Below are 25,583 nucleotides of genomic sequence, written 5' to 3' on the forward strand. Positions count from 1 at the left end.
CGCATGCACCAGTTGCATAAGAACGCCTTCGAGGATTCAAGCGCTTGCCTGCTGGCATGGGACGTGCTTTAGAGAGGCAGTGGCCGTCTCCTCACGGCCAACCGGGAGCGGCGGACGGCCCTTTCCAGAGGGGCCGCCCGCCGCCTTCTTTTTTCCTCAGGCCGGGTGCGGCGTCTGCCCACCGCCCGCCGTCGGAGGCGTGCCCCGCTCGTGGCGCTTGAGCAGCTTCGTGCGCGCCGTCTCCACCAGCGTGTACAGCACGGGGATGAAGATGAGGTTGACGAAGGTGGACAGCAGCATGCCGCCGAACACCGCCGTGCCCAGCGACTTGCGCGAGGCCGCTCCCGCGCCCGAGGCCAGCACCAGCGGCAGCACGCCCAGCAGGAAGGCGAAGGACGTCATCAGGATGGGCCGCAGCCGCGTGTCCGCCGCCTGGATGGCCGCGTCCACCACGCTCAGGCCCTGGTGACGCAGCTGCTCGGCGAACTCGACGATGAGCACGGCGTTCTTGCTCGACAGGCCCACCAGCATCACCAGCCCCACCTGGCAGAAGACGTCATTGGCCAGCCCGCGCAGGTTCTGCAGCCCCAGCGCTCCGAGCATGGCCACCGGCACCGACAGCATGATGACGAAGGGCAGGGCGAAGCTCTCGTACTGCGCCGACAGCACCAGGAAGACGAAGACGATGCCCAGGGCGAAGATGAGCAGCACCTTGCCCGCGGACTGCTTCTGCTCCAGGGACAGGCCCGTCCACTCGAAGGTGTAGCCCGTGGGCAGGCCCTGGCGGGCGATGGCCTCCATGGCCTCCAGCGCCTGGCCCGTGCTGACACCGGGGGCGCCCTGGCCGTTGATGGTGGCCGAGCGGAACAGGTTGTAGTGCTGGATGTTCTGCGCGGTGGTGACGGACTCCACCTTCACCAGGCTCTCCAGCGGCACCATGGCCCCCTGTGCCGAGCGCACGTAGAAGGCGGAGATGTCCCGGGGCTCGTTGCGGAAGGGCGTGGCCGCCTGCACGTACACGCGGTAGACGCGGTTGGAGAAGGTGAAGTCGTTGACGTACTGGCTGCCCATGTAGATCTGCAGCGTGGAGTAGAGCGCGTCCAGCGACACGCCCAGCGCCTTGGCCTTCTCCCGGTCCACCGACACGTTGAGCAGCGGGGTGCTCGCCGTATAGGAGGAGAAGACGCTGCGCAGCTCCGGTGACTGGTTGGCCCTCGCCGACAGTTGCTGCGTCGCCGCCGACAGCTCGTCCAGCGTGTGGGTGCCCGACTGGTCTTCCAGGACGAACTCGAAGCCGCCCACGCTGCCCACGCCGCGGATGGTGGGCGGCTGGAAGGCCAGCACCCGCGCTCCGGGGATGGCCGCGAACGGCCCCTGCAACCGGGCCACCAGCCCCGCCACGCTCTGCTCCGCCTCCTCGCGCTCATCCCACGGCCGGAGGTTGACGAAGAGCACGCCGTAGTTGGGGCCGCTGCCCAGCAGGGAGAAGCCGCCCACGGTGAAGAGGCCCGTCACCTCCGGCTGCTTGCTGAGCACCTGCTCGGCTTGCAGGAGCACCTGGCGCGTGTACTCCAGCGACGTGCCCTCGGGGCCCTGGATGGCGACGATGAGGTAGCCCTGGTCCTCCTCGGGGATGAAGCCGGTGGGCGTCGTCCTGTAGAGCAGCCCGGTGATGCCCAGGCACACCACGAAGACGGCCACCACGCCCCACCGGGCGCGCGGCCCCAGCAGCCTCCCGAGGAAGCGCGCGTAGCCCCGCCGGAAGGAGTCCATCCCCTGGTCCACCCAGCGGAAGACGCGCCACTTCTGGCCCTCGTGCGCCCGCAGCAGCCGGGCGCACAGCGCGGGAGACAGCGTGAGGGCCACCAGCGCCGACAGGCTGATGGAGAAGGCGAGGGTGAGCGCGAACTGCCGGTAGATGGAACCCGTGGTGCCCGGGAAGAAGGACACCGGGACGAACACCGCCGACAGCACCAGCGCCGTCGCCACCACCGCGCCGCCCACCTGCTTCATGCTCCGGTGTGTCGCCTCGCGCGCGGACAGGTTCTCCTCCACCATGACGCGCTCGACGTTCTCGATGACCACGATGGCGTCGTCCACCACCAGGCCCGTGGCCAGCGTCAGGCCGAACAGCGTCAGCGTGTTGAGCGAGAAGCCGAACGCGCTGACGAAGGCGAAGGTGCCCAGCAGCGACACCGGCAGCGTCGTGGCCACCACGAGGATGCTGCGCCAGCCGTGCAGGAAGATGAAGACCACGAAGATGACCAGCGCGACGGCTTCCATCAGCGTGTACAGCACCTCGTTGATGGACTCCTCCACCGCCGCCGTGGTGTCGAAGGACTTCTCGTAGATGAGGCCCGGCGGGAAGCTGGTCTTCAGCCGCTCCAGCTCGGCCACCACGCCCTCGCGCACCTCCAGCGCGTTGGAGCCGGGGAGCTGGAAGATGCCCAGGCCCACCGCGTCGCGGCCGTTGAAGCGCAAGAGCTGGTTGTAGTTCTCCGCCCCCAGCTCCACCCGGCCGATGTCCTTCATCTGCACCAGCGAGCCGTCCTCGCCCCGTTGCACCACGATGTCGCCGAACTGCTCCGCCGTGGACAGCTGCCCGAGCACCTGCACGTTGATCTGATACGTCTGACCCTGGGGCGAGGGCGGTTGCCCCACCTGTCCCGCGGCCACCTGCACGTTCTGCTCGCGCAGCGCGTTCACCACGTCCTGCGCGGTGAGGCCCCGGCTCGCCAGCTTCACGGGGTCCAACCACAGGCGCATGGCGAAGCGGCGCTCGCCGAAGATGCGCACGTCGCCCACGCCCCTCACGCGCAGCAGCGCGTCGCGGATGTAGACGTCCGCGTAGTTGCTGATGAAGCCCGTGTCGTAGCGGCCCTCCTTGTCATACAGGCCGAAGGACATGAGCAGCTGCGACTGTGTCTTGTTGATGGTGATGCCCAGCGCGTTCACCTCGGCGGGCAGCCGTCCCGAGGCCGTGGCCACCCGGTTCTGCACGTCCACCGCGGCGACGTCCAGATCCCGCTCCGGCTCGAAGGTGACCGTGATGCTGCTGGTGCCGTTGTTGCTGCTGGTGGAGGAGATGTAGCGCATGCCCTCCAGACCGTTGAGCTGGCGCTCCAGCACCGTCGTCACCGCGCTCTCCACCACCTCGGCGGAGGCGCCGATGTACGTGGACGTCACCGTCACCTGGGGCGCGGCCAGGTTGGGGTACTGCTCGACGGGCAGGCTGGGGATGGAGATGGCCCCCACCAGCGTGATGAGGATGGAGATGACGCTGGCGAAGATGGGCCGGCGGATGAAGAAGTCGGAGAACATGCGCGCTCACCTGCCTCCGTCCGGGCCCGGGCCCAGGCCCGCGTCCCCCGTGCCACCCGTGCCCGCGTCCGCGGCGCCGCCCACGCCCTGCTCCTCGCCCGGGGGCTGCCGCATGGGCTTGGGTTGGATGGGCTGGCCATCCCTCAGCAACTGCAGCGACCCGACGATGACCGGCGTCCCTTCCTCCAGTCCGCCCAACACCTCGTAGTAGTTGCCCTCGAGCCCTCCCAGCTTCACCGGCCGGCGCTGCGCGATGGGCGTACCCCCGTCGCCCTGCGCCGCCACCAGGGCGAAGTACTGGCTGCTCTGCTGCGTCACCGCGTACGTGGGCAGGCGCAACGCCTCGCGTGTCTCGTACACCACCTGGGCGTGCACCACCTGGCCGGAGCGCAGGCCCACCGTGTTCTCGAAGGCCGCCGTCACCTCCACCAGCTGCGTGCGTGGATCCGGCGTGGGGGCCACGAAGACGACGGGGGCGCTCAGCACCGGCTTGCCTTCGTCATCCAGGACCTCCACCTTCGTGCGCCCCAGCTCCACCTGCGCGGCGCGCTCCGGCGGCACCGCCACGGACACCTCCAGCGCCTGGCTCTGGTTCACGCTCGTCAGCGCCGTCTGCGGGGTGACGTAGTCGCCCGGGTTCACGGGGATGTCGCCCACCACCCCGGCGAAGGGCGCCTGCACCGTGGTGTAGCCGAGCTCCACCTGCTGCGACTGGAGCTGCGCCTCCGCCGAGCGCGCGCCGGCCTCGGCCGCCGTGGCCTGTGCCACCGCCTGCTCGTAGTCCTGGCGGCTCATGAGGCCCTCGCGCAGCAACTGCTCGGCGCGCTGGCGGGTGCTCCGCGCGTACTCCCGCTGCGCCAGCGCCGATTGGCGTTGGGCCTGGGCGCTCTGCACGCTCGCGCGCTCGCGCCGCGGGTCCACCTCCAGCAACAGCTCGCCCGGCTTCACCTGCTGGCCCGGTTTCACCGCGATGCGCCGGATGTAGCCAGCCACCTGCGGGTAGATGGTGATGCTGCGGCGGGACACGAGCGTCCCCAGGTACTCGCCGATGTCACGCACCGGGCCGGGCCGTAGCTCCATCACCTCCACCGGCATCGGCCGTCCGGCACCAGGTCCCCCGGGTCCTCCAGGGCCTCCTGGCCCCCCCTGCGGGCCCGCCTTTCCGTTCGAGCCGCTGCACCCGGTCAGTGCAAGGCCCACCAACCATGCTCCCCACACTCCATGCCTCACCAGTCGCATGCCGCCTCCGCCAGGAATGCTTCGATCCGCGCCTGGAACAGTTGGAACTCACTCACCACCAGGTTCAGCTCCGCCTGCCGCAGTGCCGCCGCGGACACCACCAGGTCCTGGCTCGTTCCCGCGCCCACCTCGAAGGCCCTGCGGGTGAGCCGGTCGTTCTCCGCGGCGAGCTCCCGGGTCCGGGCCGCTATCCGCTGCTCCGCCTGGGCCACGTCCACCTCGCGCCGTGTCTGCGACACCTCCACCGACACGGCGCGCTGGCTGGCCACCACCCGCTGGCGCACCGTCTCCTCCTGCGCGCGGGCTTGCTGCACGAGCCCCTCGCGCGCACCGCCCTCGTAGAAGGGGAAGGTGAGCACCGCGCCGATGTTCCATACGGGCACCCGCGCGAAGCCCGGGTCCACCGTCAGGCCGATCACCGTGCTCTGCGCCGCCAGCGTGGGCAGGTACCGAGCCCTCGCCTCCGACACGGAGTGCCCGGCCGCCTCCAACTGCGCGCGCGCCGCCGCGAGGTCCGGCCGCTGCTCCACCGTCTCCAGCCTCCGGCACTCCCGCTGGCCCTGGTCCAACAGGTTCTCCAGGGAGACGCCCCTATCCAGTCCCACCGGCTGGTCCGCGCCCAGCACCAGCCCCAGCGTGTCCCGCGCCTGCCGCAGCGTCTCGTCCCCGGACACCACCGACGAGCGCGCCGACTCCGCGTCCTGTTGCAGGCGGATGACGTCCAGTTGCGTGCCCGCGCCCAGCTCCAGCCGCCGCTGGGCCAGCGCCAGCCGCTCCAGGGCGGAGCGCAGGTTGACGCGGTTCACCTCGGCGAGCCGCTCCGAGGACGCCACCCGTGCCAGCGCCCGCGCCAGGCCCCCGGTGAGCTGGCGCCGCGTCTCCTCCACGGACAGCTCGGCGGCCCGGCGCGACGCGCTCGCCGAGCGCAGTGATTGGATGGAGCTCCAGTCGAACAGGGGCACCGAGGCCGTCAGCACCCCCGTGCCCAGGGGCGACGTGGGCCGCGTGTCACCGCCTCCCGTGCCCGTCCCTCCACCGACTCCCCCTCCGATGCCCCCGCCCCCGAGGATGGGCGTCGCGCTCGGGTCGAGCACGTTGGACTGCACGGAGAGGGTGCCCTGGAGCGAGGGCAGCAGTCCCGCGAGCGCCGCGCGCCTCTGTCCCGCGGCGGCCTCCACCTGGGCCAGTGCGGTACGCAGGTCCGTGGAGCGCTGGCGCAGCACCGCGAGCGCCTCGTCCCAGGAGCCCACCTGTACCGGCGCGGGTGGGACGGGGGCCAGCATCGGGTCGGAGACCTCGGGCTGGGGTTGTGGAGTCACCGCGGAGGGCTCGGCGGCACCCGGTCCCACCTGGGCCAGTGGCGTTCCAGCGGGTGGGCTGGCGTGCCAGAGCAGGGCTGTGAGCAGGAAGGCGGTCATAGGCAGGCCGCCCACATTGCTGTCGGTCCCCGCTCGCCGCCTCCTCCCGGAGTACGGGAGTGACACAGCAGGACATTGTAAGTGCCTGCTAGCGGGCACTCCCCTTCACCGAGGGTGGGAATGCCACAGAGTGAGCCGTCAGCTCTGTCCGGAGGAGGCCGTTCGCGGCGGCTCCTTCGGCGTCACGGGCTGGCCGAGGCAGTCACTGCCCTGCGCGGGCGGGGGCGTGGTGCGGGGCCGGTACTCCCAGTGCCACGGCTCCGAGGGCACCGTGCGCCGGAAGCCATGGCGGCACGCGTTGGCGGCGAGCCACCGGTAGGTGGGCGTGTCCTCGTGGCCCACGGACACGTCCACCGCGGTGCCGCGCTGGTGGTTGGACTGGCCGGGGCGTGCCGCCCGGGGGCCCAGGCCCTGCTTGTAGCGCTCATAGAGGAAGCGTTGCTGCCGCCGGGTGCGGTAGCCGCTGCTCACCCAGAGCCGGACGCCCTCCGCGCGGGCCGCGGCGGACATCCGCTCGAAAGCCTTCGCGGCATCACGGCGCAGGGCCGAGCCACCGGGAAGGGTGACGAGGGGGGGCTTCTTCCGTTTGGGTCTGGCACCCGCACCCGGGGCGAGTCCCGGTACGAGCAGACAGACGAGGGCCAGCAGGAGCTTCCAGCGGAGTGGAGGGAACGGCATGGGGCGGTCCCTGTCCAGAAGGGCAGGAGAGGGTGCTCTCACATTCATTCCCGGAATGCGAGCAAGCAGCCAGACATGCGCTCCGAGGTCCGCTGGTTGGCCACGGTCCTCATGGCCGTCCGAACCGTGCCTGGACATGCCTGGTGAGCGTTGTGACGCCGCCGTCACCAGCCAGATGTTCGAGGTGCCGCGGGCCCACGCCCTTCTCATTTTTCGAGGCGCTGAGTGGGCGCTGTCGATGCTTGGCGTGGTCGTGGCGTGGGTGTACGGCTTCCGGCGTTTGCCCTCTTTCCAGGAGCTTCGTACATGAGTGGCCGCCCCAACCTGATGACCCCGGAGCTGAAGGCCAACCCCTATCCTCTGTATGCGGAGCTGCGCCGGACCGCGCCCGTGTGCCAGGTGGATCCGGGGGGGTACTGGGCCGTGACGCGCTTCGAGGACGTGATGTTCGTGTTCAAGAACCCGCAGCTCTTCTCGTCCGAGGGGTTCGGGCGCGCGACCAATCCGCCGTGGCTCGGGGGCAACCCGTTCTCGGAGTCGATGATCGCCATGGATCCGCCGAGGCACGGGCGGCTGCGGTCGCTCGTCAGCCGCGCCTTCGGCAACGCGGCCATGGTGCGGCTGGAGCCTCGGGTGCGCGCCTTCGCCCAGGAGGTGGTGGCCGCGCTGCCGCTGGGGCGCCCCGTGGACATGGTCTCCGCCTTCGCCCTGCCGGTACCGGCCTCGGTGCTCTGCCTCCTGCTGGGATTGGATCCCTCTCTGCGCAAGGAGCTCAAACACTGGGCGGACCAGCTCACCACCGTCACCGCCCTGGGGCCCGAGGACACGGAGCGGCAGGGGCCCGTGCGTCAGGCCATCGTGGACGCGAGGCGCTACTTCAGCCAGGTGGTGGAGGAGCGCCGGCTCCGGCCCGGGGACGACATGGTGAGCGAGCTGCTCAGGGCCCAGGTGGATGGGGAGGCGCTCACGGAGGACGAGTTGATGGCCTTCCTCTTCCTCCTGCTGGTGGGCGGATTGGAGACGACGGCGAACCTGCTGGGGCTGTCGCTCCTGGTGTTGATGGAGCGCCCCGAGCTGCTGGCGCGGTTGCGCGCGGACCGCTCGCTCCTGCCCCGCTTCATCGACGAGGTGCTGCGCTTCGAGGCGCCGGCTCAGGGTGCATTGCGGATGACCACCCGCGAGGTGGAGCTGGGCGGTGTCCGTCTGCCCGAGCGGGCCTGGGTGGTGGCGCTGATGGGCTCGGCCAACCGGGACGAGACGCACTTCCCGGACGCCGACCGCTTCGACCTCGACCGGCCCGGCCCGCAGCACATGCCCTTCGGCCACGGCGCCCACTTCTGTATCGGGGCGCAGCTGGCGCGGCTGGAAGCAAGGCTGGCCCTGGATGCGCTGCTGGACCGGTGCGGAGGTCTGTCCCCCGTGCCGAAGCCAGTGGTGTGGCACCGCTCGATGGTGGTGCGTGGGCCCGCGTCGCTCCACGCCGTGGTGCACCCGGCCAGAGCCTCAGTCCAGCGCGGCGCTCACCCCGGGGCGGGTGAGGCGCAGGGCATCCATGCGGCGGCGGCGGGCATCGGCGACGGCCAGGTGACAGCCGGCGGCGAACAGCCCTATCACGAGGCAGCCACCCCACAGCGCGGAGGCGCCCAGGTGTGCCAGCGCCCACGAGCCGAGTGACGGGGCGACACAGGAGGACAGGGCCCACAGCATGTAATAGGCGCCCTGGTAGGTGCCGCGCTGCTCCGTGGGCGCCAGGTCCGCCACCACCGTCGAGGCCACGGGGGACTGGGCGATCTCCCCCATCGTCCACACCACCACGGCCAGCGTCGCCAGCCCCGGGCTCGCGCCGAGCACGTGCAGCCCGAAGCCCAGCCCCATCAGCCCCGAGGCCCAGGCCAGGGCCGTGGCGCGCCGCATCCGCCCCAGCGCCCGTCCGGCGAAGGGTTGCAGCAGCACGATGAGGACGCCGTTCACCGCCAGCACCGTGCCGAAGGTCTCCGGAGACATGCCTCGAGATGTCAGGTCCAGCGGCAGCGTCACGTAGCCCTGGGCGAAGACGATGGCCGTGAGGAGGGTGGGCACGGCGAAGGCGATGAACACCCCGTCCCGGAAGGGGGCCAGGGAGGGCAGTGGGAGCGCGGGCTTCGCCGCCTCCGCGGGGCGGACGGGGCGCGTCTCCGGCACCTTCCACCAGACGAGCACGCCGTAGAGGAAGCTGGTGACGGCGTCCGCCACGAAGAGGGTGAGGAAGCCGAAGCGCGAGGCAAACCCCGCCAGTGGCAGGGCGATGGAGAAGCCCACGTTCACCACCCAGTACAGCAGGCCGTACGCCCGTGGCCGGTCCTCCGGCGGCACCAGGTCCGCGATGGCCGCGGACACCGCGGGCCGGTACAGCTCGCCCACCAGGCCCAGCACGAAGGAGGAGAGGGCGATGTGCCAGGTGGCGCGCGCCAGGCCCAGTGACAGCATCGCCACCGCGCCCAGCCACAGCCCCGCCAGCAGCGTCTTGCGCCGGCCCACCCGGTCCGCCAGCGTCCCCCCCACCAGCCCCGCCAGCACGCCACCCGCCCCGTGCAGCGACACCACGAGCCCCGCCTCCTCCACCCGGAAGCCGCGCTCGCGCGTGAGGTACAGCGCCAGGAACGGCACCACGAACGAGCCCAGCCGGTTCACCAGCGTGCCCGTCCACAGGTACCAGTACGTGCTCGGAAGGCCTCCCGCCGTCTCGCGGAGCTCCGCCCTCAATCGCCCCAACAGGTGCTTCATGCCGGGTGAAGCTTGCGTGATGCCACGGGCGGTTGCCAGCGGCGCGGCGTGGGGCCTACGGGGCAACCTGGGAGCCGCATACCCTCACCCCGTCCCTCTCCCAGAGGGAGAGGGGAAGTGGGCTCGATATCTGGCTGGTGGTTCTCGCGGATTTGCAGCACAACGCGCGTGTGCGCGTCATCCTTTGTTTCTTCGCCGGGCCCGGTTCCGCGAGGAGGGCTCCGTGAGCCAGCTCGCCGGCCTGCTGGTCGCCAGTCTCCTGCTCGGTGCCTTCGCGCGGCGCAGCGGCCGCTTCCCGGAGCAGACGGCGCTGGTCCTCAACGCCTACGTCCTCAACGTGGCGCTGCCCGCCCTGGTGCTGCGTGCCATCCACCGGCTGACGATCGTCCCCGAACTGCTCGTCGCCGCCGTCACGCCCTGGCTTGTCTTCGGTGGCGCCTGGCTCTTCTTTCGCGCCCTGGGCCCACGGCTCGGCTTCGCTCCCCGCACCGTGGCGGCGCTCGTCCTCACTGGCGGGTTGAGCAACACCTCGTTCGTGGGCCTGCCTCTCATCGAGGGACTGATGGGCCGTGACGCGGTGCGGGTCGCGGTGGTCGTCGACCAGCTCGGCTCGTTCCTCACGCTGGCCACGGTGGCCACCCTCTTCGCCACGCGCGCCGCCGCGAAGGACTCCCGGCCCGGCGTGCTGCTGGGGAAGGTGCTGGGTTTTCCTCCCTTCATCGCCCTGGTGGTCGCGTTCCTCTCCCAGCCCTGGGATTGGCCCGGGTGGGTGGACGTGGTGCTCGGCCGGTTGGGGGATATGCTCACCCCGCTGGCGCTCTTCTCCGTGGGGTTCCAGCTCCGGCTCTCGGGGCTTCGGGGCCGGGTACGCGCGCTCGTCCTGGGGCTCGGTTACAAGCTGGTGCTGTGCCCGCTCGTGATTGCACTGCTGCTGCTGGCTCTGCCCGGCATCAGCCGGCTCACCCTCGAGGTCTCCGTCCTTCAGGCTGGCATGGCGCCCATGGTCACCGCCGCCATCCTCGCCGCGGATCACGATCTGGATCCGGACCTCTCGGCACTCATGGTGGGGCTGGGCATTCCGCTCTCGCTCGTCACGGTGCCGTGCGCCCTGTGGTTGCTGCGCTGAAGGCGACTACGCCACGGCTCGAGTGGCGTAGGCGATCTCCAGACCTCCGTTGTGCATGCGCACCCGCGTGCGGGACAGCCAGTGGCAGTGAGGGCAGTAGCTGTGCGAGCCGTTACCCGGCGAGCTGCGGATGATCAGCGCGCCGCCACACAGCATGCAGCCTTCGGGCAGGGTGAACTCGGCGACGTTGTCGCCCAGGCTCTTCTCGGGAGTTGATGTCATGCCTTCCACGTAACGCAGCATTCGGCGGCCACAAGGCGACGGGCCGCGTTTTCGTACTCCCTCGGAGGGCAGGCGGGCGGGCGGGCGAGCCTGTAGCGGCTACCGTCCTACCGCGCTGTGTCCACGGCCGCACACCTCAACCCCGCGAGCGGAGGTGTTCCGGTTGGCACGCCCCTTTCAAGGAAGGGGCGCGTTCCTGAGGGGGGCGGTAGGTATGGAGATTGCGCGAGTCGCGCTGCGCCGACGTGGGAAGGGCTGGGGGGTGGAGGTGACCCTGAAGGAGGGAGGTGTGCGGCGTTATCGCTACGGCAGCGAGGCCCAGGCGCGCTACTTCGCGGCCGTGTTCGCGCTCGGACCCCGGTGGCTGCCGCCGGTGTCGCGAGGCCAGCGCCGGCGGGGCTCCCGGGCCGAGGCCTCCTCCGCCGGGCGGGCGGCGAGCGTGCCCGGCTAGGGGTGTGGGGGCCGGGTATCCCCCGGCCTCCCGTGGGGGTTCCGGAGAGGCTTCGCACCTGCTAGGAGTCACGCCTCATGAGCAACAACGGCAAGAGCAACTACACCCCCCGGTCCCACCGCGAGCCCATCACCCGTGAGACGGACCCCGCGGGCCGCTGGTCCAAGAATTTCCCGGACATGATTGGCTACAAGAACCAGGGCGGCGGCAAGGTGCCCGCCGACTTCGGGTGGAACACCAACCCGAAGCAGTGGCAGGAGGAGATGACGCCCGAGACCCTCGCCACCGAGTACCGCAGCCGGGTGGTGCCGCGTCTCGCGGCCGCTCCGGCGCTGCCCGAGGGCGCGAAGCCCGAGTCCAAGTAGTCCCGGTGCCCGGGTGAAGGGCGGGGCCGCGAGACGCCCTCGCGCGGCTCCGTCCCACCGCGCGCGGGAAGGCTCACTGCTGGGAGGCGATGACCGCGCCGAGCCGGCGCATGCCTTCCTCGAGCAGCTCCGGCGGGCGGTTGGAGTAGTTCAGGCGCATGAACTCGGTGCGGGGCTCGGCGGCGAAGAAGGGAGCGCCGGGCACGAAGGCCACGCGCTTCTCGAGCGCCAGCGGGAAGAGGGTGTCCGCGCTCATGCCGCGCGGCAGCTCCACCCAGATGAACATGCCGCCGTCCGGCTGGGTCCACCGGGTGCCCTCGGGCATGTGCCGCTCCAGCGAGCCGAGCATCGCCAGGCACCGCTCCCCGTAGACGGCGCGCAGCTGCTCCAGGTGGGCGTTGTAGTCGAAGCGTGACAGGAGCCGCGCCGTGGCCCGCTGCGCGACGGTGGCGGTGTGCAGGTCCGTGGACTGCTTGACGACGGTGAGGGCGCGGATGATTTCGCGCGGGCCCACCGCCCAGCCGATGCGCAGCCCGGGGGCCAGCGTCTTGGAGAACGTCCCCAGGTTGACGACCACGCCCTCGGTGTCGAGCGAGGCCAGCGAGGGCAGGTGCTCGCCCCGGAAGCGCAGCTCGCCGTACGGGTTGTCCTCCAGGATGAGGATGCGGTGGCGCTGGGCGAAGCGCACGAGCGCGTGCCGGCGCTCCAGCGACAGCGTGGTGCCCTTGGGGTTCTGGAAGTTGGGCACCAGGTAGATGAGCTTGGGCTTGCGGCCCGTGGTGACGAACCGCTCCAGCTCGTCCACGCGCATGCCGTCGTCATCGCTGCCCACGACGCTGAAGGAGACCTCGTACCCGCTGAAGGTCTGCAGCGCGGCGAGGTAGCTGGGGTTCTCCACCAGCACCACGTCCCCGGGGTCCAGCATCACCTTGGCCACCAGGTCGATGCCCTGCTGCGAGCCATTGGTGATGAGCACCTGGTCCGCCGCCACGTGCAGACCGCGCTCGCCCAGGTGCGAGGCGATCCACTCGCGCAGCGGCCCGTAGCCCTCGGTGGTGCTGTACTGGAGCGCGGCGCGGCCCTCGTCCGCGAAGACCTCGGCGTGCGCCTGGGCGATGGCTTCCACGGGGAACAGCTCGGGCGCCGGCAGCCCACCCGCGAAGGAGAGCACGTCGGGACGCTCGGCCACCTTGAGGATTTCCCGCACGGCGGACGCCTTCATCCGCGACATGCGCTGTGCGAGCGGGAACGCCGGAGGGGCGGGGATGCTGACAGCTGCGGTCATGGATCAGGCTCCTTTCAGCTCTTCTTCGGAGACGTGGACGTACGTCTCCTCCTTGATGGAGGACAGGACGATGGTGGTGTGGGTCCGGGTGACGCCGGAGATGGTGCGCAGCGTCTCCACGAGGAGCGTGTCGAGCGTCTTCGTGTTCGACGTCCTCACCTTGAGGATGTACGAGTCCTGGCCGGCGACGCGGTGGGCCTCGAGCACCTCGGGCATGGCGAGCACCTTGCGGGCGAAGCCGTCGAAGTACTTGGGGTGCTCGATGCTCACGCCGATGAAGGCGGTGATGTCCTTGCCCAGCTTCGACGCGTCCACGCGCGCCGCGTAGCCGGTGATGACTCCCCGCTCCTCGAGCTTGCGGATGCGCTCGGCCACCGCCGGCTGCGACAGCCCCACCGTGCGGGAGATCTCCAGCTGGGTGGCGCGGCCGTCGCGCTGCAGCACATCGACGATGCGGTAGTCGAGCTCGTCCATCTGAAGACCGGGGACCTTTTTTTTATAAGCTCCGGAGATCGGGCACGGATAAATTATATGTATCCCGGGAAATGTCGCAAGAGGAGAGCAGCCGGGCAGGCAAGCCAGACTCACGCTCGGCCGGTGTGCGGACGGCGGGATGAATAAATGGGGGGCGACGGAGTCTCTGTGGGGATAGAGGCTCTGTAGTCAGCGGAGACGATGTGATGACTCGTCGATGGTGGATGTGTCTGGTGGTCGCGCTGGCGGCCCCGATGGTTCAGGCGCAGACCGCACCGGTCGCCGCCCCGGAATTCGAGAACGCCGACGTCGCGGACGATGTGGAGGATGCGTCGCCCATTGCTCCATCCCCGCCTCCGGCGCTCCCGGCCGAGACGCCTTCGGCGCCTCCCTTCGCCAACGCGGTATGGGCGTCCGGTCATTGGTTCTGGGATGGCAGTGAGTGGCGCTTCAACCCGGGGACGTGGATCGCCCAGATGCCGGGCTACCAGTTCGTCAATGGGTACTGGCGGCAGGAGGGGAGCATCTGGCGTTGGATTTCAGGTGGGTGGGCGCGGCCCGGCTCGCTGCAGGTGGAGTTCCCCATCGCGGTGACGCGCGAGGAACTCTCCGCGACGCAGGCGCCCCCGCAGCTCCGGGCGGAGACGCCGCCGCCTCCACCCGCTCCGCACCTGACGTGGGCACCGGGTTATTGGTACTGGTCCGGCGCCAACTGGGTCTGGGTGGAGGGCTCCTGGGTCGAGCCCCCGCGTCCCGGTCTGGCGTATGTCTCGCCGAAGTGGATCCGCCGGGGACCCTCCTGGGTCTTCATGAGCGGGGGCTGGGCCCCTCCGGGCTCGCTGCACGTCTCCGTTCCCCTCTACCGTCACTCGGGGATCGCCGTGCGTTGGGGGCACCCCAACTACTTCCTCCACTCGTGGGACCGCTACCGCGTGGTGCGTCATGACTATTGGCACCGGCGAGGGCCCGGCCGCTGGCACGACGGCCGCAGGTACGACGGCCGCAGGTACGACGGCCGCAGGTACGACGGACCTCGTCACCATGACGCGGGCCCCGTCCGGCACCATCGAGGGGGCCGTCACGACTGGTGAGCTGCCGCTGAGCCGGTTCGCTCTTTCTCGTGGACGCTCGTTGGGGGCATCATCTCCGTTCGATGAGGAACTCGCGCGGAGGGATGGTCTGGCTGCCAGTCCTGCTCCTGCTGGCCATGGCCTGCGCCACGTATGACGGGCGACGTGTTCGGCACGAATTCACGGAGGACTCAGCACCGGCCGCCTCTTGCGAGTCCGCCAACACACCGCGAGTCTTTCTGGATGACGGCCAGGGTCGTCTCCTCGCCCTGCCTCCGCTGCCCCGCCATGCGACCGTGGAGGTATCTCAAGCCCGGTTCGAGCTGGCCATGGCCAGACTGGCTGCTGGATTGTCCACGCCCTTGCGTCCCCTGCTGCCCGGGTTGACGCTCTCCTGGGCACCTCCTCTCTCCAGCGGCGAGCAGGCAGCTCTCGTCAGTGACTACCGGCACTGGTGCACCGGCCGTCCCGGGGACTGCCTTCTTCCTCCCGAGGACGGGCTTCACCTGGAGCCTGACGAGAAGGTGGACATGGCCCTCTCCTTCGCCGTGGACGGAGTGTGGGCCGGAGCCCATGCCGCCGTGCAGGACTTCCTGGACCCCGCTCAGCTCTACACCGCCGTCGTCACCTCCCTGACGATGTACCTCACGCTCCTGGTACTGCCCGAGCCCATCTCGAAAGTCATCGTCATCGGCCTCACCGCTTGGATGGTGGCGTACCTGGGAATGGACACTGTCGGGAGCCTGCTCGACGGTTGGCGGCAGCTGCGAGCCGAGGCGCTGCGGGCACGCTCCTTCGCCCAGCTTCGTGTGATTGGCGAGCGCTTTGGCGGGCTGATCGGTGCGCGGACGGCGCGCGTGCTCGTGATGCTGACCACCATGGCGCTTGGTTCCACCAGCCATGCCGCCATGCGGGGGCCACCAGGGCCGGGCTTGCCTGCCCTCGCCGAGCTGCGGGCCGGAGCCAACCTCCTGGTCCTTCTCCAGGCGCGGACGGTGGCGCTCTCCGAGGCCGGCATCATCGCGTCCTTCGCCCCCAATGCCCTGGCCATGGTGTCCAAGGATGGCGGCGGTGGCACTCGCTTCGGCGACGAGGCTCCCCGGGCTACTCCCGTCTCGGACAAGTACCGGATCCAATCCGTCGAATCCTGGCGCAGGCCCCGGTTCACCGAGGATGGAAGGATTCGGCCCTACGAGGGGTCGAGGGTTCCTCCCGAGCCCATTGCCAACCTGGGCCGTAATCGCGCCGGGCAGTCCGTGGCCGACGGGCAGCGGACCCTCCGCTTCGACAAGGATGGCTTCCCCGAGTTCAAGACGAAATTCGAGACCCTTCTGGACGACAGCCACATCGGCAGTCGCTCGCGGCCCGGGCACTACAGGGCCGCGAACCAGAAGCTTCTCCAGGCAATCGAGAAGGATCCCGCGCTGGCTCGGGAGCTGGGCCTCTCCCGAAGCAGCATCGAGAGCCTGCGGAACTCTCCCAGGGCACCCGATGGCTACGCATGGCATCACCATCAGGACGTCGGCAGGATGCAGCTCGTGCCTGATGCGGACCACCAGCTCGCCAATCCTCATACGGGGGGCATGGCCATCTGGGGTGGAGGCCGGTGACCATGGCGATTCGCTGGAAACCGTACCTTCTAGACGAGGCTCATCCCATCGAGGTCAGCAGGCTCGAGCCAGTCGAGCAGGCCTGGGGGGTCAGGCTTCCTGAGACATACAAGCAGCTCGTCTGCCGTTACCAGGGCATGGCCCCCGAGCCTTGTGTCTTCAACGTCGGTGGCGCCGAGGATGTCTTCAACGACCTCCTGACCATCACCCCCATCGCTGGGAGGGAGTCGTATTCGGTTGGACGGGTCCACGAAGTCCTCGCGCAACATCTCCATCCAGGCATCTTCCCATTTGGGAGAACCCCCAGCGGTGAGTACTTGTGCTTCGATTTCAGGAACACTCCTGACACGCCAGGCGTCGTCCTCGTGACTGGCGAGCTGTCCATCCTCCCCATCGCGAACAGCTTTCAGGAGTTCCTGGAGGGGCTTCATGATGGATGAGGGCTTCAGTGCGTGAGGCGTGGGGGGGGAGACCGTTCAGCACCCTTCCTGGCGTAGAGTCCCGGCCGGGGAGGACAGATGAACATCCGTTTGAAACGCCGGGTCGCGCTCGGCTTCGCCGCGGGACTCTTCGCGGGTGTCGTGGGGTGGGCTACCTCGGACGTGTGCGTCTCCACCTGGCTGTTCCAGGGTGTGAAGGTGCCCCGCTGCCCGGATGGGCGCCTCCGGCAGGTACCGAGCCTGTTCGTCGAGGGCCTCGCCCGCGAGACCACGGGCAGCGTCGCTGTCTCGGCCGAGGCGCATGGCGTCACCAGTCGCGACGGAGAGCGGTTGGCGGCCCCGGTGCGGCGCCTGGATGCCTCGCTCTTCCTCGTGGATGCCCAGGGCAAGGAGTCCCCGCTCGAGCCCGAGCTCGATTGGAAGCAGGACTCCAGCTTCACGCTGCGCTCCCGGGTGAAGCTGCCCGCGCTGCCGGATGGGGACTACCGGCTGCGTGCCCGTGTCACCTCGCCGCTCGGCACCGACACCGTGGAGGCCCCGCTGGCCCTCTACGCCCCCGCCCGCGTCCACGTCCTCTCCGACCGGCCTCTCTACGAGCCCGGTCACCAGGTGCGCTTCCGCGCCGTGGTGCTGCGCGCCAAGGACCTCGCGCCCATCGACGGGCGCCCGGGCACGTGGTTCGTCATCGACCCCTCCGGCGAGGTGGTGCTGGAGCAGCGCGCGCCCGCGGGCCCCTGGGGCGTGGTGGCCGGAGACTTTCCTCTCGACAGCGGCGCTCCCACGGGCAGGTGGACGGTGCGCTGGACGAGCGGGGATGCCTCCGCCGAGACCTCCTTCCAGGTGAAGCCCTTCACCCTGCCGCGCTTCCGCGTGGAGGCCCAGAGCACCCGGCCCTTCTGGCGCGCGGGTGAGTCGCCCGTCGTCGAGGGCCAGGTCGTCTACAGCTCGGGCGCGCCGGTGGCGGACGCGGCCGTGGACGTGAACTGGAACGCCTCGGGCGGTTGGCCCCCGCCCAACGAGTGGCTCGACGAGAAGGCGAAGGACGGACTGCCCCGGAAGGCTCGCACGGATGCCTCGGGACACTTCCGCCTCACCCTGCCGCGCGTGCCCTATGACCTGCGCGGCCAGGCCACCCTCTCCGCGTGGCTGTCCGCCACGGACCCCGCGGGAGACCAGGTACAGAGTGGGGCCTCGGTGCTGCTCGCCGAGGACGCGCTCTCCGTGTCGGCCGTGACGGAGCTGGAGGACGGCCTGGTGGAGGGCTACAGCAACCGCGTCTACCTGCGCGCCACCAGCGCCGATGGCCGGCTGCTTCCCGGCGCGGAGCTCACCGTCAAGCGCGCGTGGGACCCGCGGGACGAGGGCGTGCGCGCGGTGACGGACGAGGATGGCGTGGCCGCCTTCCAGCTCGACCCGGGCCCGCCCGTCAATGTCGTCATCCCCGCCATGCCGGTGCGCCGTGTGCCTCCTCCTCCTCCGGTGGCGCTGGGCTCGGTGAGGGACCTCCTCTCGGAGGACGGTGAGCCCGGACTCGAGGATCAGCTCGCCCTGGAGCGGTGGTTGGGCTCCCTGCGCCCCTGCGCGCGCTTCGTGGCCGAGGACGGCTCCGCCTCTGTGACGCTGGGCGTGCGCGTGGCCTCGGGCGGTACGGTGGTGGACGTGACGGCGGAGGAGTCGCCGCTGGGGGACTGCCTCGCCTCGGCGGTGCGCGCGCGCACGCTGCCGCCCGGCCGTGAGCGGATGCTGTCGCTCGCCCTGGAGGTGAGCGACCCGGGCCTGCCCGTGCTCTCCTTCGAGGCGGACGACGTCTCCGGTGGGGACTCCTCCGAGGGAGTGCAGGCGGCGCTGGGCTCCGCCCTGTTGGATGCGCGAGCGTGCCTGCCCGAGAACCTGTCGCTGTCCGCCCCGCTGCCGGCCACGCTCACCTGGCGCACGCGTGCGGGACGGCGCGAGGTGGAGGTGGGCTGGCTCTCCCTACCGCAGGCGCGAGGCATGTTGTCCGCCGAGCACCTGCCCTGCATCCAGTCGCGCTTCACGCGGCTGATGCTGATGTACGAGGCGGGGGCGCCGGAGAACGCCATGGGCGTGGTGCGTCTCACCGCCGAGCCCCAGGGCCATGGCGAGTCGGATGGTGTGTCCCAGGAGACGACGCTGCTCGGCTACGAGCTGCGGGTGAGCGCGACGGCGGGGAAGGAGGACCTGGGCGCGACGAAGCTGGTGCTGCACCCGGCCCGGTTGCCGCCCACGCGCCTGCGGGCCACACCGGTGTTGGCGCGCGCGGGCGAGGAGGTGCGCATCGAGCTGCTGCGCGGCCCGGACTTCAATGGCGAGCTGCCGAAGACGCTCTACCTGCAAGCAGGGGAGGAGCGGCTGGAGGCCGAGGTGGAGAAGCCGGGCCCGGTGGCGCGCTTCCGCCTGCCGGTGGGTTTCGAGGGTTGGGCCGAGGCCTCCTGGGCGGGCGCGGTGGCGCGGGTGTACGTGGCGCCGCGCGCGCAACTCTCGCTGGAGGTGGCGCCGGACAAGGCGGCCTACGCACCCGGCGAGCTGGCCCACCTCCAGGTGCACACGCGGGTGGATGGACAGGCGGGCCCGGCGGCGGTGGGTCTCTTCGGCGTGGACGAGAGCCTGTCTCAGCTCGCGTCCCTGCCAGGGACGGGCGCGCTCGATGGGATGCGCCCGGCTCCCACGCTGGCGTCGCCGGCCTTCGGTGTGCTGGATGGGACGGCACTCGCCATGGGGCGCATCCGCGGTGCCAACGCGGCCGCCGCCACCCTGCTGCGGGTGTCGGGCCTGCCCCAGCGCAACGGCGGAGAGAAGCCGGTATCGGTGGCGGTGCGGGGGAACTTCATGCCGGACGTGGAGCTGACGGAGCCCTTCTACCGGGTGCTCGCGGAGCTGACGGTGCAGGTGCGCGCCTGGGAGGCGTCGGCACCCCCGGGCGAGACCCTCTCCGCCGCTGGCATGACGAAGCTGTGGGAGCGGGCGCTCGAGGCCTGTGAGAAGCGCGGCGAGGCGGTGACGGACGCCTACGGCCGCACGTTGAAACTGTCACGGCTGCCACCGGAGCTGCTCGCCCTCACCGACCCGCGGGCGGTGGTGGTGAGCGGGACACGGTTGCCCGAGGACGTCGAGAACTGGGGCGCGTGGGTCGCCCGGGAGTCGCCATGAAGCGCTACTACATCATCGTGGGTGGGCTGTGTCTCATGGCGGGGTTCGGGCTGAACACGTGCCTGGACAATGTGCGCCGCATGTTCGGGTCTTCCGCCGAAGCGCTGGCAGCCTCGGAGGGGGCGTTCGTTCTGCATGAAACGCTCAGTCTCTCCGGTGTGGCGGACGCGGACGAGGGGGCGCCGGCGATGGCGATGCCTGAGATGAGTGAGGAGCTCACCCCCAGGTCGGCCGCCAAGCAGATGCGGCGGGAGAGCATCCCTGGCATCGGCAGCATCGGCAGGGGCGGAGGAGGGATGGCACCGAAGCCAGCGATGACGGCCGGGGCACCCCCGCCACCGCCGCCCGCTCCTGGCGCCGCGGAAACGCCGGCCACGCCGGGGCGAGCCTGGTTCCCCGAGACGTTCCTCTTCGAGCCGCTGGTGGTGACGGACGCGTCGGGCTCGGCCTCGGTGCCGGTGAAGGTGCCGGACCGGCTGACGAACTGGCGGGTACTGGCGCTGGCGCACTCGCGCTCGGGAGCGCAGGCCGGCGCGGTGAGCACCTTCGCGGGCACGCTGCCCACCTACGTGGACCCGGTGCTGCCGCCCTTCCTGCGCGCTGGGGACGTGGTGCGCGTGCCAGTGCAGGTGGTGAACACCACGCAGACGCCGGTGACGCGCTCGCTGAAGGTGGAGGCCCAGGGCGCGGCGGTGGAGGGCGGCTCGCGCACGGTGACGGTCCCCGCGGCGGGCAGCGTGGTGGAGTACGTGACGATGCGCGCGGCGCAGCCGGGGCCGGTGACGGTGCGGGCCTCGCTGGGGGGGACGGACTCGGTGACGCGCACCTTCGACGTGTGGCCCACGGGCCGGCCGGTGACGGAGACGCGCGGAGGTACCCTGGCCGCGCCCCGCTCACTGGAGCTGGTGGGCCCCGCCGACGCGGTGGCGGGCAGCGAGCGGGTACGGCTGCTCGTCTACCCGGGCGCCCTGGGCGTGCTTCGCTCGGAGCTGTCCGCGGCCCTGGGGCGCGGAGGCGTGGCCGAGGATGCCTATGCACTGCTGCTCGCCGGCCGCGCGCCGGAGCTGCTGAAGTCGCTGGGCGAGACGGCGGACGCGGAGGCACTGAAGCGCATGTCGGCCCTCGCCGGGCAGCGCGTGCTGCGGGCGGGCCGCGCGCCGGACGTGGCCACCGCGACGCTGCTGGCCGAGGCGGCGCTGGCGCACCCTGAAAACCCCGTGCTGACCCGCCTGGGCGAGCGCCTGTCCACGCAGGTGGCCTCGGCCCAGCGGCCCGATGGGACGTGTCTGGGCGCGGATGGCTGGACGTTGCAGCGGCTGCTGGTGGCCACCGCGGACTGTGCCCGGACGGTGCGGGCCGGGGAGGGCTCGGACGAGGGACGCCGCCGGGCCTCGGCCTTCGGTGCACGCGTGGCGGGGGCCTTCGAGCGCTACGTGGCGCGGGTGCAGGACGGCTACACGGCGGCCGCCATCCTCGCCAGCGGCGGAGTGAGCGGCTCGGTGCGGGACGCGCTGCGCAAGCAGGTCCGCGAGTCCATCCAGAAGCGTCCGGATGGCTCCGCCTTCCTGCCCGTGGGCCCCGGGGTGGTGCGCGCGGACGGACTCGTTCCCTCGGTAGCCGAGGCCACGGCGCTCGCGGTGCTGGCGCTCGTGGACGACAAGGAGGCGCCCTTGGCGGACCTGGGCACCTCGCTGCTCGCGGACTACCGGCCCGAGCTCGGCTGGGGTGACGGACGCGCCAACCTCGTGGGCCTCCAGGCGGCGCTGGCGCTCTTCAAGGAGCCGCTGCCGTCCCAGGTGCGCGTGGTGTTGGAGCGGGACGGCAAGGTGGTGACGGAGGGGACGCTCGACGCGAAGGCGCTGCGCGAGGTGCTCGCGCTGGAGGGCGAGGTGCCCGGCTCGGCGGGAGCCCATACATGGGCGGTACGCGCGGAGCCGGCGGTGCCGGGACTGGGCTTCTCCCTCACGCTGGGGGCCTACGTGCCGTGGCGCGCGAGCGAGAAGAGCAGCGGCCTGGAGCTCGCCGTGAAGGGCCCGGCCGAGGTGAAGGTGGGCCTACCGGCGGAGCTGACGGTGCAGGCGGCGTCGCCCGCGGGGATGGCGCTCACGCTGCGCCAGGGTCTGCCCGCGGGCGTGCAGGTGGACCGGGCGAGCCTCGATGCGTTGGTGAGCGAGGGCAAGGTGACGTCCTACGAGGTGGAGGATGGGGCAGTGAGCCTCACCCTGCCACCACGAGGTCCCGCCGAGCCCTTCAGCGCCCGATTCCGGGTGATTCCCACGCTCGCGGGCTCGCTGCAGGGGGGCGCGTCGAGTCTCTCACCCGTGGATCGGCCGGAGCTCGTGTTCCACGTCCCTCCGGCCACCTGGGCCGTCCGCTGAGCGCTCTTCTGAGTCCAATGACTCAACAGCCGACAGAGGAATCGAACCTCCCAGGGGCATGTCTCCATGATCCCCACCGGTTTTGAAGCTCCGCCGCCCGGCTCGGCGGGGTCCTCATGTGGGTCGGCTCCCTGATGATGCGCAGGAGCGACGAGACCGAGTACAGGTGTTTCTCCGAGATGTTCCAGTAGAAGCCATCGGTGACTTCGATCTCCGTACGGCCAGTTCGCTCCAGGTGAGTGAACAGGTCATCTGCCACCCGTCGCAGGCCGGAAAGCTGGAGCCTCACTGAGCCTTCACCAGCCATTTTTCTCCAGCAGGTTTGTTCGCAACCAACGTTGTTAGCGCCTTCAGAAGCTCGGCTTCGATGTCCGCGATCGCGCTGGCCAATTTGTCCGGGATAAGGTTGGCCACATCTTCGAGTTCGGTTGCCATGTGGATGGCATGACGAAGTGAAGGGCAAGCCTTCATTTGGTTGAGCCGAGTTAGCAGGGCCGGCCCGAAAAGCCGCTGACAGGCATAATCTGGGCTTAGTGCGCCGGTAGCCAACGCTTGACACATTCCCAGTGAAGCAACGGTGATGAGCAACTGCGCATCATCGGCCCCCTTTGCCCGAAGAGACAGTTCCATCTGTGGATCGGAATTTTCAGGCAAGTGCCCATTCATTGATTGCTCCACTCAAACTTGATTTTGAAGTCGAAAACCTTCCCCGAAGGACTTTCGAAGTAATGGAGGGATACCTTTTTGTTTCCGATCCAGCCGTCCTTGTAAACCTTATGCCAGTTGCCGGGTTCGAGCTCTCGTAGCTTCTCCAATAAATCCTTTCTGGATATGGAATTTCTGGTCGTCCCGTTCTGAATGCTTCTGAAGTTGGATGGGTAGCCGGGAGTATTTTTCAGTCCATTGTAAACGTTTTTTGGTTCCGCATCGCTATTTTCATCACGGAGGCTCCTTTCAGCTCCTTGCGAGCTTTCATCACCCCCGCTTCGTGTCGCCATCGCCACTGCATTGGGGGCCAGCGCAATGGTGACGGCCTCGGCATTCACGGCAACGGTCTCCACTTGCCCTACCGCCGCGAGACGGATCCCCATCTGCGTCTCCGCCTGGACCGCCGCCTGCATCGAGCCGGGCAGCCTCGGCACCTTCGCGGCCAGCCCTGGCGCCGTGTTGCCGATGGCCGCCATGGCCAGCATGGCGAACGCTCGCGCGGCGTTCCGGCCCATGAGCTTGCCGTACCGCTCGCCTGCCGCGCGCAGCTCGTTGAACGTGGTGGCCCGGTCCGTCTCGTCCATCAGCCGCTTGAAGCCGACGATGAGGCCCCAGAAGGTATCGACGCCCACGTAGGAAATAATCGTGGCGGTCATCACCGCCGCGAGGCCCTTGGAGACCGTCACGTCGGGAAGGGAGACGAGGACCATGTACGTGGTCCAGGTCCAGAGAACCGCTGCCACCATGGCGTGTGGGTCAGCCGTGTCCTTGAACGCCTCCAGCATCTCGTCCAGCACGACGCCCTTGGCCAGAGCCATGCTCAGCGCGAAACGACCATCCCCATTGACAGTGGGGCGTTCCGTCAGCAGGAGGAGACAGTCTCCGGGCCTGCCGGTGCGCTCGCACCAGCGCAGGTAGTCGCGCGTCAACTCCACCTCCGGTGTTGTGGACTGCCCCTCCAGGTGCTCGCCTGGCTCGTGCGGAGTGATGCGGCGGCTGGGTGTCTCGTACGTGTACGAACCGCTCCGTGCCCCCACCTCGAACAGTCGTCGGGCCGCTTCCTGCGGTCGGGGAGGGGGCCGCACATCCCGAGCCAGCTCCGACATGGCCTGTTCGAGCTCGTCACCGTTCATTGCCACGGGCTCGGCGCCGGAACGTGGGGTGAAGACGAGCGTGTCGGTCTGGCCCGTGTCCAGGCGCACGACCCGGGAGGCTGTGCCACACCCGACGAGGAGCACCAGCAACACGGCCGTGCAGCACAGCTTCATGAGGATTCCTCCTGGCCTTGACTCCCCCCTCGATGGGTAGCCAGCCCGGAAGAGTGGGCCTGGCTCCCCACCGGTTTTGAAGCCCCGCCGCCCGGATCGGCGGGCTGCTCGTGGGGGGAGGCTTCCCTCTGGAGCGGGGCCGGTGGAGCGTCCGTGGAGGTCCACCCGCGTCCGTTCATCTTGGGTACGATTTGGGTACGCGGCGGCTGCATGTCCCCGTGGTGCCTTCAGGAGACGAGCTTCGAGCCGATGAAGCGCAGGAGCGACGAGAGCCAGATCAGGGCGTAGGCGATCGGAGGGCGTTGGCCGGACGCGATCTTCGCCACCTCGTTCCAGTCATCGGACAACTGCCCCACCGTCAGCTCGGACTCGGGAGGAGGGGAGTACACCAAATACAGCCGCTTCTCCGGGATGTTCCAGTAGAAGTCCTCGGTGAGGTCGATCTCCGTGCGGCCTGTCCGCTCCAGGTGATCGAACAGGGCATCTGCCGCCCGTCGTAGGTCGGAAAGCTGGATCCTCATGGGGACTTCACCAGCCACTTCTCGCCAGCAAGGCCGGCTGGAGCGAGATCCGCCAGGGCCTTCAGGAGTTCGGCTTCGACATCCGCGATCGCGCTGGCCAATTTGTCCGGGATGAGGTCGGCCACATCCTCAAGCTCGGTGGCCATGTGGATTGCATGGCGAAGCCCGGGGGATGCGCCGAGCTGATCGAGTCGCGCCAGCAAGGCCGGGCCGAAAAGCCGGTGACAAGCGTAGGCAGGGCTGATCGTGCCCGTGGCCAACGCGCGACACATGCCGAGGGCGGCTACGGCGACGAGGCGCTGCATTTCATCCCCTCCTTTTGCACGGAACCACAAGTTCTCCTGAGAACCGGAACCATCAGGCAGGTGGTTCTCACTCATCAGGGCGTCCCAGGGTCAGATCGACCTGACCGTGCCTTGCCTGCTGTACGGCGCGCATCCAATCGTCCCAGACACCGGGATCCGCAGGCGTACTGTCTTCGAGCAGCGACATGCTGCCCAAAAAACCGCCCAAGTCGTCCGAGCCTGTCATGTCGTAGAGCACTTTGAGGTAGGCGTACATCGCCGCGTATGCTTCCTTGATCGTGATCTTGTCGTCCATGCGATGCCTCCACATCAGTTTCCGAACTCGGCATCGAATGCGGCGATTGCTTCCTCAATGGAAGCGTAGGGTCTTGATCGTTCTTCAGGTGCCACCTCGCAGAATAGTTCCCAGAGCTGTCGCTCATGGTGCTGCATGTGTTCCTGGCTTGCCGGCAACGAGATCCTGTCGGCGCTTTGGACGACAAAACCTTGCTCCGGAATCAGTTCGAAGCATCGATAGATCACGGCCTCTTTGTCGCTGAGCCGTCGGCACACATTGATCAGCTTGTACAGTGTTGGGCTATTCATCTTTTGGCACCCACCTACCACTCTGGATTCGCGATTGCGTATTTGCTCGTGGATTCTTGAGCTGCGTGACGATCCGGCCATCCTTGCTCGTGATCACGACCCTATCGCCAGATACGTGCACGATGTTTCCCGTTTCGGTATCGGTGAGTTTGCGTCCCTCCTGAATGACTCGATTCGCATCTCCTACC

21 protein-coding genes and 2 pseudogenes are annotated in these 25,583 nt (G+C 69.5%); 9 read left to right on the forward strand and 14 right to left on the reverse strand.

Annotated features, from left to right (window positions below; all coding sequences use genetic code 11):
- Positions 1 to 156: 156 nt before the first annotated feature.
- From NR810_RS20425 to NR810_RS20440, 4 genes are all read right to left on the reverse strand, one after another.
- Entirely contained in the window at positions 157 to 3,321 is a 3,165-nt protein-coding gene (locus NR810_RS20425; protein WP_257454738.1) for an efflux RND transporter permease subunit, read from the reverse strand.
- A 6-nt stretch (positions 3,322 to 3,327) separates the two neighbouring features.
- A complete protein-coding gene (locus tag NR810_RS20430) occupies positions 3,328 to 4,560 on the reverse strand; it encodes an efflux RND transporter periplasmic adaptor subunit (protein WP_407653807.1) in 1,233 nt (410 codons plus the stop codon).
- Positions 4,548 to 5,978: a TolC family protein gene (locus NR810_RS20435; RefSeq protein ID WP_257454741.1), complete on the reverse strand. Its 1,431-nt coding sequence runs from the start codon at positions 5,976 to 5,978 to the stop codon at positions 4,548 to 4,550. The genes NR810_RS20430 and NR810_RS20435 overlap by 13 nt, the downstream gene beginning before the upstream one ends.
- Positions 5,979 to 6,116: 138 nt before the next feature.
- Positions 6,117 to 6,656, reverse strand: a complete 540-nt coding sequence (locus NR810_RS20440) for a M15 family metallopeptidase (RefSeq protein ID WP_257454742.1) — start codon at positions 6,654 to 6,656, stop codon at positions 6,117 to 6,119.
- A gap of 306 nt (positions 6,657 to 6,962) precedes the next feature.
- Between NR810_RS20440 and NR810_RS20445 the strand changes: the two genes are divergently transcribed.
- Complete coding sequence (locus tag NR810_RS20445) at positions 6,963 to 8,330, forward strand: cytochrome P450 (protein ID WP_257454743.1); 1,368 nt, start codon at positions 6,963 to 6,965, stop codon at positions 8,328 to 8,330.
- On the opposite strand, the pseudogene NR810_RS20450 reads toward NR810_RS20445, so the two are convergent.
- A pseudogene (locus tag NR810_RS20450) lies at positions 8,304 to 9,419 on the reverse strand (MDR family MFS transporter); the annotation flags it as partial. The gene NR810_RS20445 and the pseudogene NR810_RS20450 overlap by 27 nt on opposite strands.
- Positions 9,420 to 9,642: 223 nt before the next feature.
- Between NR810_RS20450 and NR810_RS20455 the strand changes: the two are divergent.
- Complete coding sequence (locus tag NR810_RS20455) at positions 9,643 to 10,545, forward strand: AEC family transporter (RefSeq protein ID WP_257454744.1); 903 nt, start codon at positions 9,643 to 9,645, stop codon at positions 10,543 to 10,545.
- A gap of 6 nt (positions 10,546 to 10,551) precedes the next feature.
- Here the strand turns inward: NR810_RS20455 and NR810_RS20460 are convergent, their stop codons facing one another.
- Entirely contained in the window at positions 10,552 to 10,767 is a 216-nt protein-coding gene (locus NR810_RS20460; RefSeq protein WP_257454745.1) for a hypothetical protein, read from the reverse strand.
- A gap of 214 nt (positions 10,768 to 10,981) precedes the next feature.
- On the opposite strand from NR810_RS20460, the gene NR810_RS20465 reads away from it, so the two are divergent.
- Both NR810_RS20465 and NR810_RS20470 read left to right on the forward strand, forming a co-directional pair.
- Positions 10,982 to 11,218 (forward strand): hypothetical protein, encoded by a 237-nt coding sequence (locus NR810_RS20465; RefSeq protein WP_257454746.1) that lies wholly within the window; start codon positions 10,982 to 10,984, stop codon positions 11,216 to 11,218.
- Positions 11,219 to 11,295: 77 nt separating this feature from the next.
- On the forward strand, positions 11,296 to 11,583 hold the full coding sequence (locus NR810_RS20470) for a hypothetical protein (RefSeq protein ID WP_257454748.1): 288 nt from the start codon (positions 11,296 to 11,298) through the stop codon (positions 11,581 to 11,583).
- Positions 11,584 to 11,656: 73 nt separating this feature from the next.
- On the opposite strand, the gene NR810_RS20475 is transcribed toward NR810_RS20470, so the two are convergent.
- Positions 11,657 to 12,868 carry an aminotransferase-like domain-containing protein gene (locus NR810_RS20475; protein WP_257454750.1) on the reverse strand — a complete coding sequence of 404 codons (1,212 nt, stop codon included), beginning with the start codon at positions 12,866 to 12,868 and terminating at the stop codon, positions 11,657 to 11,659.
- Between the two features lie 3 nt (positions 12,869 to 12,871).
- Positions 12,872 to 13,342, reverse strand: coding sequence for an Lrp/AsnC family transcriptional regulator (locus tag NR810_RS20480; protein WP_257454751.1), 471 nt, complete (start codon positions 13,340 to 13,342; stop codon positions 12,872 to 12,874).
- 206 nt (positions 13,343 to 13,548) lie between these two features.
- On the opposite strand from NR810_RS20480, the gene NR810_RS20485 reads away from it, so the two are divergent.
- From NR810_RS20485 to NR810_RS20505, 5 genes are all read left to right on the forward strand, one after another.
- Positions 13,549 to 14,433, forward strand: a complete 885-nt coding sequence (locus NR810_RS20485) for a hypothetical protein (protein WP_257454752.1) — start codon at positions 13,549 to 13,551, stop codon at positions 14,431 to 14,433.
- A gap of 116 nt (positions 14,434 to 14,549) precedes the next feature.
- The gene (locus NR810_RS20490) at positions 14,550 to 16,022 is read left to right on the forward strand and encodes an HNH endonuclease (protein WP_456062032.1); all 1,473 of its coding nucleotides are present in this window, start codon (positions 14,550 to 14,552) and stop codon (positions 16,020 to 16,022) included.
- Between the two features lie 2 nt (positions 16,023 to 16,024).
- Entirely contained in the window at positions 16,025 to 16,462 is a 438-nt protein-coding gene (locus tag NR810_RS20495; protein WP_257454754.1) for an SMI1/KNR4 family protein, read from the forward strand.
- A 78-nt stretch (positions 16,463 to 16,540) separates the two neighbouring features.
- Positions 16,541 to 19,630, forward strand: a complete 3,090-nt coding sequence (locus NR810_RS20500; RefSeq protein ID WP_257454756.1) for an MG2 domain-containing protein — start codon at positions 16,541 to 16,543, stop codon at positions 19,628 to 19,630.
- Entirely contained in the window at positions 19,627 to 22,008 is a 2,382-nt protein-coding gene (locus NR810_RS20505) for an alpha-2-macroglobulin family protein (protein WP_257454757.1), read from the forward strand. The genes NR810_RS20500 and NR810_RS20505 overlap by 4 nt, the downstream gene beginning before the upstream one ends.
- A 285-nt stretch (positions 22,009 to 22,293) precedes the next feature.
- Here the strand turns inward: NR810_RS20505 and NR810_RS20510 are convergent, their stop codons facing one another.
- From NR810_RS20510 to NR810_RS20535, 6 genes and pseudogenes are all read right to left on the reverse strand, one after another.
- On the reverse strand, positions 22,294 to 22,674 hold the full coding sequence (locus NR810_RS20510) for a DUF3969 family protein (RefSeq protein ID WP_257454759.1): 381 nt from the start codon (positions 22,672 to 22,674) through the stop codon (positions 22,294 to 22,296).
- A 316-nt stretch (positions 22,675 to 22,990) separates the two neighbouring features.
- Positions 22,991 to 23,984, reverse strand: a pseudogene (gene sitA5 / locus NR810_RS20515) (SitA5 family polymorphic toxin); the annotation flags it as partial.
- Between the two features lie 227 nt (positions 23,985 to 24,211).
- Entirely contained in the window at positions 24,212 to 24,505 is a 294-nt protein-coding gene (locus NR810_RS20520) for a hypothetical protein (RefSeq protein WP_257454762.1), read from the reverse strand.
- Positions 24,502 to 24,810 carry a DUF3969 family protein gene (locus NR810_RS20525; protein ID WP_257454763.1) on the reverse strand — a complete coding sequence of 103 codons (309 nt, stop codon included), beginning with the start codon at positions 24,808 to 24,810 and terminating at the stop codon, positions 24,502 to 24,504. Before NR810_RS20525 ends, NR810_RS20520 begins: the two co-directional genes overlap by 4 nt.
- A gap of 67 nt (positions 24,811 to 24,877) precedes the next feature.
- A complete protein-coding gene (locus NR810_RS20530; RefSeq protein ID WP_257454764.1) occupies positions 24,878 to 25,105 on the reverse strand; it encodes a hypothetical protein in 228 nt (75 codons plus the stop codon).
- Positions 25,106 to 25,119: 14 nt separating this feature from the next.
- Complete coding sequence (locus NR810_RS20535; protein ID WP_257454765.1) at positions 25,120 to 25,395, reverse strand: hypothetical protein; 276 nt, start codon at positions 25,393 to 25,395, stop codon at positions 25,120 to 25,122.
- Positions 25,396 to 25,583 lie beyond the last annotated feature (188 nt).

Source organism: Archangium lipolyticum (assembly GCF_024623785.1).
GTDB classification, from domain to species: Bacteria; Myxococcota; Myxococcia; order Myxococcales; family Myxococcaceae; genus Archangium; species Archangium lipolyticum.